This window comes from Burkholderia sp. F1, from assembly GCF_050813845.1.
GTDB classification, from domain to species: domain Bacteria; phylum Pseudomonadota; class Gammaproteobacteria; order Burkholderiales; family Burkholderiaceae; genus Burkholderia; species Burkholderia ubonensis.
Window position 1 is genome coordinate 3006910 of the sequence record NZ_CP172422.1, and the last position, 15336, is coordinate 3022245.

The following is a 15336-nucleotide window of genomic DNA, read 5'->3' on the forward strand; positions in this document are numbered from 1 at the left end:
TGTTCGCCACTACGTTTCAAATGCCGCCCGGCCATGCGCGCCGACGCAACGACGCACCCGGCGCGCGACGGCATCACTGCACCGCCACTTCGACGCGGCGGTTTTGCGCCCGTCCGACCGGAGTGGCATTGGCCGCAACCGGACGGCTGGCGCCGAAGCCTTGGGCCATCAGACGATCCGCAGCGATGCCGGCATTGATCAGGTATTCGCGCACGGTGGCCGCACGCTGCTGCGAAAGCGCCTGGTTGTGCACGTCGCCGCCCGTGTCGTCCGTGTGTCCTTCGATCGTGAGCTTCCAGTCCTGATGAGCGTTGGCGGCCTTGACCACGCTGTCCAGCGCCGGGCGACTGTCGGTGCGCAGCGTGGCGGCGTCGAGATCGAAGTTCACGCCGTACAGCGTGACGCGCTTGTTTTGTTCCAGTGTGTCGCTCACCGTATCCGTTGCCAGTCCGGGGCAGGTGTTCTGGTAAGCCGCAACCTTTCGGCCCACACTATGCCTGGTCTTCTGGATCGAAACCTCGCTCGCGCTGAGCGTTGCAGGAAATTCCTGGGCGGCAGCCAGATCTGCCTTGGGGCTGAAACTCATCACGCCGCGCCACGCTTCGTTGCCGCTGTGACGCAGGTAGCGCAGGTAGCCGTTCGGCTCCATGCCTCCTTCGAATGTGCCGACAATTTTTCGCAACTTGACGTTGCCGCCGTTGAAGTCGCCCGCGCCATAGCAGCCGCGGATCGTACCGCCGTCCTGTTTGATTGCGACGAAATCGTTCATGTCGAAGACGATGCCGAACTCGTAAACCCCGCTGACGTCGCGCGTTGCCGGCTCACCCGGGACGAATTCACCCAACGCCATGAATTGCTTGAGGCTGATGGTGCCGGAATCGCCGGATTCGCGCGTCACCGTCACGCGCAGCCAACGCGCCGTGACCGGCTTCTCGAGCGTTACTCGCGCAGTGGCTGTCTTGCTGTCAAGTTTTGCGAGGGCGGGCAGATCGGCGTCGTAGACCGTCTGCCACGGTCCGTTCTCGCTTTGGTCCGATGTCTGTACCTGCGCGTGGCGCGCGGCGTCCATCTCGGCAATGCGGTCGAAGCGCAGTGCCTGGATTCTCGCGGGAGCCGCCAGCGCAATGACCGCCTCGTAGCGGTCGCCGTTGGCCGTCACGCCTATCGAGTCCGGCACCTCGTCCAGCATGAGCATCCATTTGTCATGGGAGGCATCCTTGTCGACCACGAACGCGCCCTGCGACAACCCGGCCACGTTGATCAATGGCGGAGTCGACGCGTGCTCCGCCACTGCCGGTGCAGCGGTGGACCCGGGAGCGGCAGTGGCCGCACCGACAGACGCAGATACCGGCGCGGCCGCACCGGCATCCGCAGGCGCGGCTTTGCGCTTGCAGCCGGCGCCGCCCATGACGAGCAGGCCTGCGGCTGTCGCGATCGTCAATACACGGGCGCAGCCTCGGAAATGATCACGGTGCGGAAAGGGCAAGGTCGGCATCCTCGTCGACAGCGTTATGGTTCGGTTCGGCGTGCGTTTGATCGCCGATTGGGCCATCGTCGGGCCGATGATGGCGGGCCAGTATAGCCGAGGCGATCACGCGCCACGCAATCTCCAGACCAATGACCTGTCGATCATGGCGTCCGCGAGACTCCACGCCCCCGAAGGGAGGGCGGTGTCCATTCCATCCCGAGTCGCAACGGACGGTCGATTTTCGCGATTGCGGCCACTCCGTTGAGGCCGATGCTGGCCGCGGGAACGTCAACCCTGGATGACCACGTGCTCAAGCATATTGCGCAAGGCCGTGGCCGAGGGACCAATTCTCTTTCGCAACCTCTACAAGGCTCACGAATACATCCTCTGCCCGGATACCGGGGCTTTCGCCAAGCAGCTCCACGGTCCGCCGGAACAGTGCCTTCTTCTGTTCGACAGTGCGGGTGTTGTTCGCCGTGATCTGGATAAACACGAGGTCGTCGCTCCGAGCGACGCCAAGATAAGATGCGCCATAGCGGAAGTTCGCAGCTTCGTGCTCAGTGATGGTCATGAACTGATCGTCTTCGGGAACGTTGAATGTTTCACGCATCGCGCGGTAAACGCTGTCGAAGATTGCCTGCCTGTAGGCTTCCGTCTTTCCGGTACGTAGCGAGATATGAGCGAGTGGCATCGTAGGTCCGTTCGAGGTTGTGCCGCTCCATATTATTTATGCTGATTCGATATCGACATTTATTTCAATAATAACCATTTGAAATGACTGAGCACCCACTCGATCTGGATACCGTCAAGGCTTTCGTCCGTGTCGCCGAGTTTGGCAGTTTCACGCGCGCGGCTGAGGCTATGGGGACGACACAGGCTGCGGTCAGCTTGAAACTCAAGCGGCTCGAAGAGCGGCTCGGCTTCCGGCTCGTCGAGCGAACGCCCCGGTACGTGGAGCTTTCGGCGCGGGGCGCAACCTTTCTTGAGCATGCCCGCGAACTCCTGACAGTCCACGATCGCGCGCTTTCTGCATTTGCCGCCGCCCGGCGGCGTCTCACTATGGGCATCAGTGACCATGTCGCGGGGCCGGAGCTCCCCGCGCTAATCGCGCGCATGAACGCGCAAGACCCGGACCTGTTGATCGAGATCCGGATCGGATCGTCGGGTGACCTGCTTCAGAGCTTCGATCGCCGCGAACTCGACGCGGTAATCGTTCGTCTGCATGTCGGTCGGAGCGACGGGAAGGTTCTCGCCGAGGAAAAACTCGGCTGGTTCGCAGCGCCAGGCTGGCAGTATCGAGCAGACGAGCCTCTGCCGATTGCCACGGTCGCCGAACCCTGTGGTGTGCGTGCGCTGGCCGCGGAACTTCTCGACGCCGCAGCAGTGTCATGGAGAGAGATTTTCGTCGGTGGTGGCGTGGCAGCGGTCGCCGCCACCGTCATGGCGGGATTGGGCGTTGCCGCATTGGCTCCGCGCATGCTGCCATTTGGCGCCATCGACATAGGCTCAAGGCTCGGGCTTCCCGAACTGCCGCGTCTGCCGGTCCTGCTCCACACGAGGGTCAAGGACGGCCAGGCGCGTGATGCACTTGCCGCGCTGTCCGCTGCCTTCCGGTGCGCAGTTCGAGGCTGATACGGCTTTCGGTGATCCGTGGATTCTTCCGATCGCCAGTCCGACGCTACCGCGGGTCGCGACGTACTTCGCGTCGCCAGCGGCGGGCGGGTTTGCCGTGGTGTCGACGTTTCCGCGTGCGCAACGTGTCGCGGCCAGATCCGGTCCCGCCGCAACGCGCGACCGTCCGACCGCCTGACCACGTTCCGGCCGCATCGTCATGTCGGCCGGCCGGAACGGGCGGCGCGCGCCGCCGAGCCCGCGCCCGCTAGACCGCCGCCTCCCCGCCCAGATACGCATCGCGCACGCGCTCATCGTCCAGCAGCGCCTTCGCCGCCCCTTCGAGCACGACGCGCCCCGTCTGCAGCACATAGCCGTAGTGCGCGATTTCGAGCGCGAGGCTCGCGTTCTGCTCGACCATGAACACCGTCACGCCCTGCTTGTTGATCGCGTCGATCAGTTCGAGCACCTTGTCGACGTAGAGCGGCGACAGGCCCATCGTCGGTTCGTCCATGCAGATCAGCTTCGGCCGCGCCATCAGCGCGCGCGCCATCGCGAGCATCTGCTGCTCGCCGCCCGACAGCGTGCCCGCGCGCTGCGTGAGCCGCTCCTTCACGCGCGGAAACAGCGCAAGCACCCGGTCATAGTCGTCGGCCACCGCCGCGCGGTCGTGGCGCGTGTACGCGCCCATCAGCAGGTTCTCGCGCACGCTCATGTCGCCGAACAGCCGCCGCGCCTCGGGCACCGCCGCGATGCCGCGTCGCACGCGCTGCGGCGTCGGCAGCGCCGTCACGTCCTCGCCGTCGAACCGCACGATGCCCGCGCGCGGCCGCAGCAGCCCGAGGATCAGCTTCATCGTCGTCGACTTGCCGCTCGCGTTGCCGCCGAGCAGGCTCACGATCTGCCCGCGGCGAACCGCGAAGTTCACGTCGAAATGCACCTGGACCGGCCCGTAGAACGTGTCGAGATGCTCCAGCTTCAGGAGTGCGTCGGTCATGATCGCGTCGTCGGATGGGTTCTGAAACTGCGTCACGCGGCCGCCTGCGCCACGCGGTCCGCCGGCGCGCCGCCCGCATGCCGACGGCCGAGATAGGCTTCGATCACGCGCGAGTCGTGCCGCACATCGCGCGGCAGGCCCTCGGCGATCTTCACGCCGTTGTCGAGCACGATCACGCGATCGGACACGCGCATCACAAGTTCGAGCTTGTGCTCGATCAGCAGGATCGTCAGGCCGCGCGCCTTCAGCGCGCGGATCAGTTCGAGCATCTCGGCGGTCTCGGTCTCGTTCATCCCGGCGGTCGGCTCGTCGAGCAGCAGCAGGCGCGGGTGCAGCGCGAGCGCGCGGCCGATCTCGACGCGCCGCCGGTTCGCGTACGACAGGCTGTGCGCCGGATGATCGATGCGCGGCGTGAGCCGCTCGCCGAAGCCCGCGATGATCTCGCGCGCCTCGTCGCGCAGCGCGGCTTCCTCGCGCCGCACCGACGCGGGCCGCGCAAGCGCGCGCAGCACCTCGGCCGCCGCGCCGAGCACGGGCCAGCCGCGCCGCGCCGCGCGCAGCCGTGCATGCGCGCCGATCAGCACGTTGTCGAGCACGCTCAGGTTGCCGAACACGCGGCCATGCTGGAACGTGCGGGCGACGCCAAGCGCCGCGAGCCGCTCGGGCGCCGCGCCGGTGATGTCGCGGCCGTCGAACGTCACGCGTCCCGCATCGGGCCGGTCCGCGCCCGCGATCAGGTTGAACAGCGTCGACTTGCCCGCGCCGTTCGGACCGATCACGCTCAGCAGCTCGCCGTGCGCCAGCGTCAGGCTCGCGCCGTCGAGCGCCGTCACGCCGTCGAAGCGGCGCGTCAGGCCCTGCACGTCGAGCAGCGTCTTTTTCGTCGTCATCGTGCGCCCCCTCATACCGTGCCGAACAAGCCCTGCGGCCGGAACCGCACGAGCAGCAGCAGCACGAGGCCGTAGATCAGCATCCGGTAGTCGGCGGCCCAGCGGAACAGCTCCGGCAGGCCGATCAGCGCAACCGCGCCGATCACGCCGCCGAGCACGTTGCCGAGCCCGCCGAGAATCACCATCGTCAGCGCGAGGATCGACACCTGCGAATCGAAGGTCTGGTGATTGATGTAGCTGTACAGATGCGCGGCAATCCCGCCGCTCACGCCCGCCGCGACGCCGCCGACCGCGAACGCGATCGCCTTGTAGCGGTTCGGCGCGACGCCGTGCGCCCGCGCGGCGACGTCGTCCTCGCGCACCGCGCGCAGCGTGCGCCCGAGGTGCGAGCGCAGCAGGCGCACCTGCACCAGTGCGAACCCGACGAGCACCGCGAGCGTGAACCAGTACGCGGCGCGCGCGGTCGTCGCCCACGGCAGCGGCGCGATGCCGGTGATGCCGAGCGGCCCGCGCGTGAGGCCGTCCCAGTTCAGGATCACGAGGCTCACGACTTCGCCGATGCCGAGCGTCGCGATCGACACGTAGTGGCCGCGCAGCCGGAACGCCGGATACACGAGCAGCGTGCCGAGCACCGCGGTGATGACGCCCGCGCACGGGATCGTCACGGCCGGCGACCAGCCGAGATCCGACGACAGCAGCGCGGACGCATACGCGCCGATCACGAGCAGCGCCGCATGACCGAGCGAAATCTGGCCGACCGTGCCGGCGACGAGCGTGAGGCTCAGCGCCAGCAGCCCGTACAGCCACGCGTTGGTCAGCGTCTGCAGCACGTACGGCGACGCGGTCAGCCACGGCAGCACGGCCGCGCCGGCGACGAGCGCGGCAATGGCCCGGCGCGGTACGTGCACGGCCTTCGCCGCGGCGAGGAAGGTGCCCGTCATCGGCTCCGGCGGCAGGTTGCGGTTCGCGCTGAACAGGCCGTTCGGCCGCCATGCGAGGAACGCGAGCAGCAGCGCGAACGCGAACAGGTCGCGGTAGCTCGTGCCGAACAGCGCGACGCCGTAGCTTTCGACGAGCCCGAGCAGCAGGCTGCCCGCGATCGCGCCCGGCACGTTGCCGAGGCCGCCGATCAGCAGCGCGATCACGCCCTTCAGCGTCGCCTGGAACCCCATCGACGGATCGATGCTGTTGTAGACCATCCCGACCAGCAGCCCGCTCACGCCGCCGAGCGCGCACGCGATCGCGAACACGGTCTGGTTCACCCGGTTCACGTCGACGCCCATCTGCAGCGCCGCGTCGCGATCCTGCGCGGTCGCGCGCACGGCCCAGCCGAGCCGCGTGAAGCGCAGGAACGCGTACAGCAGCACGGCTGCCGCGACGCCGATGCCCGCGATCAGCAGGTCGAGCGCGCCGAGCGTCGCGCCGCCGATCCGCAGGTGCCAGTCCGGCAGCGGCGCCGGCACCGGACGCGGGTCCGCGCCGAACACGAGCTGCGCGAGCTGGTCGAGGATGAAGCTGATGCCGATCGTCGCGAGCAGCGGCGCGATGCGCGCGGCATGGCGCAACGGCCGCAGCCCGATCCGCTCGATCGCGACGCCGAGCGCGCCGCAGCCGACCACCACCGCCGCGAGCGCGACCGGCAGCGGCAGGCCGAAGCGCGTGAGGCACAGCCAGCCGATGAATGCGCCGGCCATGTAGACCGAGCCGTGCGCGAAGTTGATCAGGTGCGACACGCCGAAGATCAGCGCGAGGCCGACCGCGAGCAGCGCATAGATGTTGCCGACGATCAGGCCGTTGATCGTGTATTCGAGCCAGGACGCCATGAGTGTCGATCCGTCGAAGAAGGCCCGCTCAACGCGCGGCGAGCTGCGGTTTCGCGCCGTCCCACAGTGCCCACTGCCCCTGCTTCACGACGAGATGCACGGCGCGCGCACCCGCGACGCGGCGCGTCTGCGGATCGAAGCGCACCTTGCCGAAGATCACGCTCGGCACGTCGGCGATCTTCGCGAAGCCGTCGTGCGCGGCCTGCCGCGTCGTGCCGTAGCGGCGCAGCACCTCCGCGGACAGGATCAGCGCGTCATACGCGCGCGCGACGAACGAATCGGGATCGGCGTGGTATTTCGCGCGATAACGCTGCACGAACGCCTGCACTTCCGGGCGCGGCTCGCTCGGGAAGAAGTTCGATTCCGTGTAGACGCCGTCGACGGCATTGCCGCCCAGTTCCAGGAATTTCGGCGAGTACACGGAGCCGACCGCCGCGATCGGCTGCGCGAGGCCGGCCGTGCGCGCCTGGCGCACGATCTGCGCGCCGTCCGCGTAGTACGAGATCAGCACGAGCGAATCGGGCTTCGCTGCGTTGATTCGCACGAGCGTCGCGCGGAAATCCTTCTCCGTCGGCTGATAGCCTTCGGCCGCGACCACCTGCGCACCGAGGCCGGCCGCCGCCGTCGCGAAGATGTCCTTGCTCGTGCGGCCCCAGTCCGTGTTCAGGTACAGCACGGCGATCCGCTTGAAGCCGAGCTCCTTCACCGCGAAGCGCGCAAGCAGCGGCTGCTCCTCGGTCTGGCTGAGCGCGGTGCTCCACAGATAGTCGCCGCCCTTCGTGAAGTCCGGATGCGAGTTCGTGAAGCCGAACTGGATCAGCTGGCCGCGCTGGTAGATCGGCGACGCCGCCATCGACGTCGCACTCGAGAAGTCGCCGAGTTCGAGCACGATGCGCGGATCGGCGACGAACTTCTGCGCGATCGCCACTGCCTGGCGCGGATCGCTGCGGCTGTCCTGGAAGTCGTACGCGAGCGGCCGGCCGTGAATGCCGCCGCTGCCGTTGATCTCGTCGAGCGCGAGATCGAAGCCACGTTTCCACTGTTCGCCATACTGAGCATCCTGCCCCGTCAGCGGGCCGCTCACGCCGACCACGACAGGCTCGCCCGACACGCTCGCGGCAAGTGCACCGCCTGTCGACAAGCCCCATGCGGCGGCGAGCGCCGCCACCGTGCCCAGCACGCGCCGCCATGCGCCGCGTGCATCGTTTCCCGAAGCGTTCATGCGTTCCTCACGTCAGTCGAAAAGAGTGAGGGCATGTAACCATCCGGCTCCGGACGTTCCAACGAAGTTTTGCGTATATCGATATCGCGGGCGGCAAGTCGCGTGGCCGGCGCAGTACCCGTTGCTTTCGTCGCGTTTGCAAACCGCATCGCGCGACACGCCGGCGTCCGTCGCATCGCGTTGATTCGATTGCCGTTTCTTCAGCGCGGTCATTCACGCGCGATGCGCATGCGCACACCGTCGGCGTGATTGTCGCCCCCGCCCATCGCACGTTTCGTGCTGTCGATACGAAAAATCATTATATGAATCTCGCATGCTCCGACTCCTACAATGCGCGAATCGCATCATCGGAACCCGCCATGGAGCTGCATCACCTCGAAGCCTTTTCAGCGGTCATGTCGGCCGGCAGCGTGACGGGCGCGGGCGAACTGCTCGGCCGCTCGCAGCCGGCGGTCACACGGCAGATCCAGGAGCTCGAAGCCGATCTCGGCTACGCGCTGTTCGACCGTCACGGCCCGCGCGTCACGCCGACGCGGCGTGCATTCCTGCTCTACGACGAAGTCGAGCGCTCGCTGATCGGCCTGCGCGCGATCGAGGCGCGCGCCCGTGCGATCGGCAACGAAGCGGCCGAACCCGTTCGGATTGCCGCGACGCCGGCACTCGCCGCCGCCATCGTGCCGGCCGCACTGGCCGCGTTGCCGGACGATTCGCATGCGCCGCACTACCAGTTGCGCAGCGAATCGGCCGAGCATGTCGTGCACGAAGTGCTGACGCGCACCGCGGACATCGGCGTCGTTACGCTGCCGATGGCGCACGCGGGGCTCGATGTGCACTGGATCGCGCAATCGCCATGCGTCGCCGTGCTGTCCTCTCACGACCCGCTCGCATCGAAGCCGCGGATCGCGCTGCGCGATCTCGCGCGCCGCCGCGTCGTCACGGTGGCGAACAGGCACCGGCTGCGGCAACGCATCGACGCGGCGTTCGCGGCCGCGCGCGTCGATGCGCGCGTGTTCGTCGAAACCAACGCGTCGCTCAACGCCGTGATGGCCGCGCGCGCAGGCGTCGGCATCGGCATCGTCGACTCCGCGACGGGCGTCGCGCTGCCCGTGGACGGCGTCGTCGCGCGGCCGCTCGACGTCGACATTCCGTTCGCGTTCGGCGTCGCGACACCGGCCGGCGCCCCGCGCACGGCCGCCGTCGACGCGCTGCTCGACGCATTGCAACGCACGACGCGCACGCTGCTCGACGAGGTGATCTTCCACGACGCGTCGGCACACGATGCGCTGCTGCGCGGCGATCGTCCGCGCGCCCGGTCGCGCCGGACGCGCCAGGAGGCCGCATGACGACGACGCTCGCCGCCCTCGAAGCCCGGCTCGCCGAAGACCTGCGCTGGCTCGACCTGCCCGCGCCGCCGTGGGTGCCGCCGCGCCACGCCGACGGCGTGCGCGTGCTCGACGTCGCGATCATCGGCGGCGGGATGGCGGGCCTCGCGGCGTCGGCCGAACTGCGCCTGCTCGGCATCGACAACCAGCGCGTGATCGACCGTGCGCCGGCCGGCTACGAAGGCCCGTGGGTCACCTTCGCGCGGATGGACACGCTGCGTTCGCCGAAGCAGCTCGCCGGCCCCGCGCTCGGGCTGCCGGCGCTGACGTTCCGCGCATGGTTCGAGGCGCAGTTCGGACGCGACGCGTGGGACGCGCTCTACAAGATTCCGCGCACGCAATGGATGGACTACCTGCGCTGGTATCGGCGCGTGCTCGAGCTGCCCGTGCGCAACGACACCGCGTTCGTCGCGCTGCGCCCGCGCGACGACGGGCTGCTCGCGCTCGATCTCGACGCGTGCGGCCAATCGCAGACGCTGCTCGCGCGCCACGTCGTGCTCGCGACGGGCCGCGACGGGCTCGGGGGGCCATACGTGCCGCCCGTCGCGCAGCAGGCGCCGCGCGCGCGCTGGGCGCACTCGTCGGAGCCGATCGATTTCGCGGCGCTGGCCGGCAAGCGGGTCGGTGTGGTCGGCGCGGGCGCATCCGCGTTCGACAACGCGGGCACCGCGCTCGAAGCGGGCGCGGCGCGCGTCGACCTGTTCTTCCGCCGCGCGGACATTCCGCGCATCAACAAGCTGACCGGCATCGGCAGCCCCGGCCTCGTGCACGGCTATGCGGATCTCGACGACGAGACGAAGTGGCGCTTCATGCACTACGCGCTGACGTCGCAGACGCCGCCGCCGCGCGACAGCGTGCTGCGCGTGTCGCGTCACGAGCACGCGCATTTCCACGCGGGCAGCCCGGTCGAAGCGCTCGATGCAGGCGCCGACGGTCTGGCGGTCACGACGCCGCGCGGCCGCTACGTCGTCGATTTCCTGATCTTCGCGACCGGTTTTCATTCGGACTGGACGACGCGTCCGGAATTCGCGGCGTTCGGGCCGCACGCGCGGCGCTGGAAGGATCGCTATCGTGCGGCACCCGGCACGTCGCTCGACGAACTGGCCGATTCGCCCGACCTCGGCCCCGCGTTCGCGTTCCAGGAGCGCGAACCGGGCGCGTGCCCGGCCGTGACGCGCATTCATTGCTTCAACCATGCGGCGAGCCTGAGCCACGGCAGGCTGTCCGGCGATATCCCCGCGATCAGCGCGGGCGCGCAGCGGCTCGCGCGCGGGATCGCGAGCCGGCTGTTCGACGCCGATCGCGAACGGCACCACGACGCGCTCGTGTCGTACGCGAACGCCGAGCTGCAAGGCGACGAATGGCGCGACGCGGGTGCGTGAGCGCCGCGCCTGCAACTGACTCTCTTCGGAACCCGAACCCATGACCGAACCCACGACGCCGGCCACCTTGCCGGACACGATCGACACCGTCGCCGGCCTGCGCGCCGGCGATCCTGCAGCCGCGTTGCGCCGCACGCGCGACAAGGTGCGGCTGCATACGCAACTGAGCGAAGCCGCGCTGTTCGATCCGGCGCTGCCCGGCCTGTCGCTCGCCGAGCGCCTGCACGCGGCGCGCTATGTCGCGCATCGATCGCATGCACACGCGCTGGCCGCGACTTATCGCGCGCGGTTGCTGAACGAAGGCGGAAACACGCACGACATTGCGCACGCCGACGACGACGCATTCGATGCGCTCCCGCGTCGCCTCGGCGCGATTCTCGCGCATGCGCGGCGCGTGACGCTCGCGCCCGCCGAAGCGAGCGCGGCGGATCTCGCCGCATTGAAAGCGGCCGGACTGACGACGCCGGCCATCGTCGCGCTGTCGCAGCTCGTCGCGTTCGTCGCCTATCAGCTGCGCGTCGTCGCGGCGGTTCAGGCATTGCAGACACGTATCGCGAAGGAGGCCGCATGACGACCGCCCACGCGTTCACGTTCGACACGCTCGGCTGGCGCGCGTGGCTCGACACCGTGCCGCTCGACGCCGCGACACCCGACCAGCTCGCGGTGCTCGATGCGAGCCATCCGCACGCGAAAACATCGGATTACTACCTGCTGCTCGTTCATCTGCCGGAGATCCTGCGGCAACGCTCGGGCGTGTTCAACGCGATCATGTACGGGCCTGGCGGGTTGCCGCGCGCGGAACGCGAGCTGGCGAGCACCGCGGTGTCGCGCGTGAACGGCTGCGTTTACTGCGCGTCCGTGCATGCGCAGCGCTTCGCGCAACTGGCAAGGCGCACCGACGCGATCGAGCAGGTATTCGGCGATCCCTCGACCGCCGGCACGAGCGCGCGCGAGCAGGCGATCGTGCGCTATGCGATCGCGTTGACGGAACGGCCGGACGCGATCGATGCGGACGATGTCGCCACGCTGGAAGCCGCCGGGCTCACGCACGACGAGATTCTGGATCTGTCGCACGCGGTCGCGATCTTCGCGTGGGCGAACCGGTTGATGCTGACGCTTGGGGAGCCGGTGTTTCCGGACGACGTGCGCGCGCGCTGAAACTCCTGCCGCGCGCGACGCAACCGTCGCGCGCCCCGTCACGCCTTGTGCGTCGACAACAGGATGCTCGTCTCCGTATTCGCGATCCCGTCGATCAGCCGGATCGCCCCGAGCACGCGGTCGAAGTTCTCGAGCGAGTCCGCGTGCAGCTCCGCGATCAGATCCCAGCGCCCATTGGTGCTATGAATCGTCGCGACGCTCGGATGCCCGCGCAGCACCTTGATCACCTCGGCCGCGCGATTGCCCTGCACCGCGATCGACATCAGCGCGCGGATCCGGTGACGCTCGGCCGCGGGCTTCAGCCGCACCGTGTAGCCGACGATCACCCCGTTCTTTTCCAGCCGCATCAGCCGGTTCTGCACGGTCGCGCGCGCGACGCGCAGCTGCTTCGCGAGCGCGACGACGGACAGCCGCGCGTTGTCGCGCAGCAGCGCAATGAGCTGACGGTCGACGTCGTCCAGCGTAATCATCGGGTCTGCCTTTCGTTCCAGATGTGATCCAGCCGCTAGCCTGCCGCGCCTCACCCCGCTTGACCAGCGGGAACCGATCATATTGCTTTATCAGGCTGGCATTCTGTCAAGTCTATCGGTGAATCTGCCACTTTTGCTGGCTTTTTGTTGGCTGGCCTCCCGGAAATAATGTCTTCATCGAGCGGCCCGCCGTGCCGCGTCCGGATTATTCAAGGAGACACCCATGACCCGCTTCCTCGACGTCCCCGCCACCGCCCGGCTGATCGCCCAAACCGGCGTCACGCGCTTCCTCGGCGAACTCGTCGACACGCTGCGCGCCGACTTCCTCCGCTGGGCCGACTTCGACAAGTCGCCGCGCGTCGCCTGCCATTCGCGCGACGGCGTGATCGAGCTGATGCCGGTCGCCAACGCGTCGCTGTTCGCGTTCAAGTACGTGAACGGCCATCCCGTCAACGCGGCGCGCGGGATGCACACGGTGATGGCGTTCGGCGCGCTCGCCGAGGTCGATACCGGCTACCCGCTGCTGCTCGCCGAGCTCACGCTGACGACCGCGCTGCGCACCGCCGCGACGTCGGTGCTGGCCGCGCAGGCGCTCGCGCGGCCGGACGCGCGCACGATGGCGCTGATCGGCAACGGCGCGCAGAGCGAATTCCAGGCGATCGCGTTCCATACGCTGCTCGGCATCGACGAAATCCGCGTGTTCGACGTCGATCCGCACGCGACCGACAAGCTCGTGCAGAACCTCGCCGCGTATCCGGCGCTGCGTGTCCTGCGCGCCGCATCGACCGCCGACGCGGTGCGCGGCGCGGACATCGTGACGACCGTCACCGCCGACAAGGCGTACGCGACGATCATCACCCCCGACATGATCGAGGCGGGCATGCACCTGAACGCGGTCGGCGGCGATTGCCCGGGCAAGACCGAGCTGCATGCGGACGTGCTGCGCGCGGGCCGCGTATTCGTCGAGTTCGAGCCGCAGTCGCGCATCGAGGGCGACATCCAGCAGCTGCCGGCCGACTTTCCGGTGACCGAGCTGTGGCGCGTGCTGCAAGGCGAGGCCACCGGCCGCGACAGTGCCGGCCAGATCACCGTGTTCGACTCGGTCGGCTTCGCGCTGGAAGACTATTCCGCGCTGCGCTACCTGCATTCGCTCGCGCAGCAGCACAACGCAGGCGTCGAGATCGCGCTGATCCCGCCGGCCGTCGATCCGAAGAACCTGTTCGCGCTGATCGACGATCCGTCCGCGCTCGCGCAGCGCCACACGGCCTTCGTCGCCGACGCCATCGCCGCGTTCGCGCGCTGACCCGAGCCGGTGCGGCCCGCGCGCCGCACCGCCCTTTGCCTCTCCCCCCGCTTGCGATGAAACTCGTATCGATTCAGGCGCCGGCCGCCGTCGTGATGATCCGGCCGCACCATTTCCAGCCGAACCCGCAAACCTCCGCCGACAACGCGTTCCAGCGCAGCGCCGGCGCAGGCGCAGGCGGCAATCGCGACGCGCGCGCGGTGTCCGCCGCCGCGCGCGACGAAGTCAGCGCCGCCGCGCAGCGGCTCGCCGACGCCGGCGTGCGCGTGCACGTGTTCAACGACCACGGCGAGCACGACACGCCGGACTCCGTATTCCCGAACAACTGGTTCTCGACGCATCCGGGCGGCCACGTCGCGCTGTATCCGATGACGTGCCCGAACCGCCGCCGCGAGCGGCGCGCGGACGTGATCGAGATGCTGAAGACCGAATACCGCGTGCAGGACGTGATCGACTACTCGGGCCTCGAATACGACGACGTGTTCCTCGAGGGCACCGGCGCGATGGTGCTCGACCACGTCGCGCGCATCGCGTACACGGCGCGCTCGCGCCGCGCCGATCCGGTCGCGCTCGAACGCTTCTGCACGCACTTCAACTTCGAGCCGATCTGCTTCGACACGGCCGACGCGGACGGACGGCCGATCTATCACACGAACGTGATGATGAGCGTCGCGACGGAGTTCGCGCTGATCGGGCTCGACCTGATCCGCGATCCGGCGCGCCGCGACGAAATCCGGCGCCGGCTGGCCGAGACGGGCCGCACGGTGGTCGCGCTCGAACCGTCGCAGATTGCGGATTTCGCCGGCAATGCGCTCGAGCTGTCCGGACGCGACGCTCGCGTGCTCGCGCTGTCGCGGCGCGCGTTCGACTGCCTGACGCCGCACCAGCGCAAGCTGATCGAACGCTCGGCGCAACTGCTGCCGCTCGACGTGCCGACGATCGAGCTGGCCGGCGGCTCGGTGCGCTGCATGCTGGCGGGGATTCATCTGGCGCGGCGGCAAGGTTGAGTTTCCCGAAAGCAGGTTAGCGCGCGTCGCGGGCTTGTCCTCCGGTAGACTGACTCGATGAAGAAAGCCCAAATAATCCTGCTCAACGGCGTCGGCAGCTCAGGCAAGACGTCACTGGCGCGTGCGCTGCAGACCATGCTGGACGACGCATTCCTGCATGTCCGGATGGATACCTTTTTGGAGATGCTGCCGGCTCGCTACCTGAACGATCCGGACGGATTTACCTTTGCCTCATCCGTCGAGGACGGCAAGGATGTCGTATCGATACGGAGCGGACCGGTTGCCCGAAAAGCCATGCTCGGCATGCGGCACGCCGTCGTCGCGCTGGCGAGCCACGGCAGCAATTTAATCGTCGATGAGGTTCTGCTCGGCGACGAGAAGGCGGAATATGCCCGCTTGCTGGCACCATTCCAGGTGACCATGGTAGGCGTCCATTGCCCGCTGAACGTACTCGAGGAAAGGGAACGGCAGCGTGGCGATCGGCTCATTGGACTGGCCCGGTGGCAGTATGACAAAGTGCATGCCGGCTTGAGCTATGACATCACGGTAGATACCAGCACGGCCACGCCCGAGGAATGCGCGCAACGCGTCGTGCGCCTGCTGTCGTCGCGCGCAAATTGATG

General features: G+C 68.2%; 15 protein-coding genes. 8 read left to right on the forward strand and 7 right to left on the reverse strand.

The genetic code is table 11. From position 1 onward, the window contains the following. Positions 1-73 precede the first annotated feature (73 nt). On the reverse strand, positions 74-1552 hold the full coding sequence (locus ACFIMZ_RS31970; RefSeq protein WP_431823435.1) for an OmpA family protein: 1479 nt from the start codon (positions 1550-1552) through the stop codon (positions 74-76). A 226-nt stretch (positions 1553-1778) separates the two neighbouring features. Next, the gene (locus ACFIMZ_RS31975) at positions 1779-2159 is read right to left on the reverse strand and encodes a tautomerase family protein (RefSeq protein WP_431823436.1); all 381 of its coding nucleotides are present in this window, start codon (positions 2157-2159) and stop codon (positions 1779-1781) included. Between the two features lie 83 nt (positions 2160-2242). Here ACFIMZ_RS31975 and ACFIMZ_RS31980 point away from each other — a divergent pair, with 83 nt between their 5' ends. Then, positions 2243-3100 carry a LysR family transcriptional regulator gene (locus ACFIMZ_RS31980; protein ID WP_431823437.1) on the forward strand — a complete coding sequence of 286 codons (858 nt, stop codon included), beginning with the start codon at positions 2243-2245 and terminating at the stop codon, positions 3098-3100. A gap of 247 nt (positions 3101-3347) precedes the next feature. On the opposite strand, the gene ACFIMZ_RS31985 is transcribed toward ACFIMZ_RS31980, so the two are convergent. The 4 genes from ACFIMZ_RS31985 to ACFIMZ_RS32000 are packed head-to-tail and all read right to left on the reverse strand — an operon-like array spanning position 3348 to position 8011. Next, entirely contained in the window at positions 3348-4076 is a 729-nt protein-coding gene (locus tag ACFIMZ_RS31985) for an ABC transporter ATP-binding protein (RefSeq protein WP_431823438.1), read from the reverse strand. A 32-nt stretch (positions 4077-4108) separates the two neighbouring features. Then, positions 4109-4966 (reverse strand): ABC transporter ATP-binding protein, encoded by an 858-nt coding sequence (locus ACFIMZ_RS31990; protein WP_431823439.1) that lies wholly within the window; start codon positions 4964-4966, stop codon positions 4109-4111. Between the two features lie 11 nt (positions 4967-4977). Next, positions 4978-6789 carry an ABC transporter permease gene (locus ACFIMZ_RS31995; protein ID WP_431823440.1) on the reverse strand — a complete coding sequence of 604 codons (1812 nt, stop codon included), beginning with the start codon at positions 6787-6789 and terminating at the stop codon, positions 4978-4980. Positions 6790-6817: 28 nt separating this feature from the next. Beyond that, complete coding sequence (locus ACFIMZ_RS32000; protein WP_431823441.1) at positions 6818-8011, reverse strand: ABC transporter substrate-binding protein; 1194 nt, start codon at positions 8009-8011, stop codon at positions 6818-6820. A gap of 359 nt (positions 8012-8370) precedes the next feature. Here ACFIMZ_RS32000 and ACFIMZ_RS32005 point away from each other — a divergent pair, with 359 nt between their 5' ends. From ACFIMZ_RS32005 to ACFIMZ_RS32020, 4 genes are read left to right on the forward strand one after another with little or no spacing between them, the layout of a single operon-like run. Further along, entirely contained in the window at positions 8371-9354 is a 984-nt protein-coding gene (locus tag ACFIMZ_RS32005; protein WP_431823442.1) for a LysR family transcriptional regulator, read from the forward strand. Next, positions 9351-10775, forward strand: a complete 1425-nt coding sequence (locus ACFIMZ_RS32010) for an NAD(P)-binding domain-containing protein (RefSeq protein ID WP_431823443.1) — start codon at positions 9351-9353, stop codon at positions 10773-10775. The genes ACFIMZ_RS32005 and ACFIMZ_RS32010 overlap by 4 nt, the downstream gene beginning before the upstream one ends. Before the next feature lie 40 nt (positions 10776-10815). Further along, positions 10816-11346: a CMD domain-containing protein gene (locus ACFIMZ_RS32015; RefSeq protein ID WP_431823444.1), complete on the forward strand. Its 531-nt coding sequence runs from the start codon at positions 10816-10818 to the stop codon at positions 11344-11346. Further along, on the forward strand, positions 11343-11933 hold the full coding sequence (locus tag ACFIMZ_RS32020) for a peroxidase-related enzyme (RefSeq protein ID WP_431823445.1): 591 nt from the start codon (positions 11343-11345) through the stop codon (positions 11931-11933). The genes ACFIMZ_RS32015 and ACFIMZ_RS32020 overlap by 4 nt, the downstream gene beginning before the upstream one ends. Before the next feature lie 38 nt (positions 11934-11971). Here the strand turns inward: ACFIMZ_RS32020 and ACFIMZ_RS32025 are convergent, their stop codons facing one another. Continuing rightward, positions 11972-12403, reverse strand: a complete 432-nt coding sequence (locus ACFIMZ_RS32025) for an Lrp/AsnC family transcriptional regulator (RefSeq protein WP_431823446.1) — start codon at positions 12401-12403, stop codon at positions 11972-11974. Between the two features lie 223 nt (positions 12404-12626). Between ACFIMZ_RS32025 and ACFIMZ_RS32030 the strand changes: the two genes are divergently transcribed. The 3 genes from ACFIMZ_RS32030 to ACFIMZ_RS32040 are packed head-to-tail and all read left to right on the forward strand — an operon-like array spanning position 12627 to position 15334. Then, positions 12627-13706, forward strand: coding sequence for an ornithine cyclodeaminase (locus ACFIMZ_RS32030; protein WP_431823447.1), 1080 nt, complete (start codon positions 12627-12629; stop codon positions 13704-13706). A 56-nt stretch (positions 13707-13762) separates the two neighbouring features. Beyond that, positions 13763-14713: a citrulline utilization hydrolase CtlX gene (gene ctlX / locus ACFIMZ_RS32035; RefSeq protein WP_431823448.1), complete on the forward strand. Its 951-nt coding sequence runs from the start codon at positions 13763-13765 to the stop codon at positions 14711-14713. 57 nt (positions 14714-14770) lie between these two features. Continuing rightward, on the forward strand, positions 14771-15334 hold the full coding sequence (locus ACFIMZ_RS32040) for a chloramphenicol phosphotransferase CPT family protein (RefSeq protein ID WP_431823449.1): 564 nt from the start codon (positions 14771-14773) through the stop codon (positions 15332-15334). The last annotated feature ends 2 nt before the right edge of the window (positions 15335-15336 follow it).

What these genes read in the sequence shown, in the direction of transcription:
- ACFIMZ_RS31970 (WP_431823435.1), bottom strand. Translation starts at nt 1,552, where the DNA reads ATGGCCCAATCGGCGATCAAACGCACGCCGAACCGAACCATAACGCTG.
- ACFIMZ_RS31975 (WP_431823436.1), bottom strand. Translation starts at nt 2,159, where the DNA reads ATGCCACTCGCTCATATCTCGCTACGTACCGGAAAGACGGAAGCCTAC.
- ACFIMZ_RS31980 (WP_431823437.1), top strand. Translation starts at nt 2,243, where the DNA reads ATGACTGAGCACCCACTCGATCTGGATACCGTCAAGGCTTTCGTCCGT.
- ACFIMZ_RS31985 (WP_431823438.1), bottom strand. Translation starts at nt 4,076, where the DNA reads ATGACCGACGCACTCCTGAAGCTGGAGCATCTCGACACGTTCTACGGG.
- ACFIMZ_RS31990 (WP_431823439.1), bottom strand. Translation starts at nt 4,966, where the DNA reads ATGACGACGAAAAAGACGCTGCTCGACGTGCAGGGCCTGACGCGCCGC.
- ACFIMZ_RS31995 (WP_431823440.1), bottom strand. Translation starts at nt 6,789, where the DNA reads ATGGCGTCCTGGCTCGAATACACGATCAACGGCCTGATCGTCGGCAAC.
- ACFIMZ_RS32000 (WP_431823441.1), bottom strand. Translation starts at nt 8,011, where the DNA reads ATGAACGCTTCGGGAAACGATGCACGCGGCGCATGGCGGCGCGTGCTG.
- ACFIMZ_RS32005 (WP_431823442.1), top strand. Translation starts at nt 8,371, where the DNA reads ATGGAGCTGCATCACCTCGAAGCCTTTTCAGCGGTCATGTCGGCCGGC.
- ACFIMZ_RS32010 (WP_431823443.1), top strand. Translation starts at nt 9,351, where the DNA reads ATGACGACGACGCTCGCCGCCCTCGAAGCCCGGCTCGCCGAAGACCTG.
- ACFIMZ_RS32015 (WP_431823444.1), top strand. Translation starts at nt 10,816, where the DNA reads ATGACCGAACCCACGACGCCGGCCACCTTGCCGGACACGATCGACACC.
- ACFIMZ_RS32020 (WP_431823445.1), top strand. Translation starts at nt 11,343, where the DNA reads ATGACGACCGCCCACGCGTTCACGTTCGACACGCTCGGCTGGCGCGCG.
- ACFIMZ_RS32025 (WP_431823446.1), bottom strand. Translation starts at nt 12,403, where the DNA reads ATGATTACGCTGGACGACGTCGACCGTCAGCTCATTGCGCTGCTGCGC.
- ACFIMZ_RS32030 (WP_431823447.1), top strand. Translation starts at nt 12,627, where the DNA reads ATGACCCGCTTCCTCGACGTCCCCGCCACCGCCCGGCTGATCGCCCAA.
- ctlX (WP_431823448.1), top strand. Translation starts at nt 13,763, where the DNA reads ATGAAACTCGTATCGATTCAGGCGCCGGCCGCCGTCGTGATGATCCGG.
- ACFIMZ_RS32040 (WP_431823449.1), top strand. Translation starts at nt 14,771, where the DNA reads ATGAAGAAAGCCCAAATAATCCTGCTCAACGGCGTCGGCAGCTCAGGC.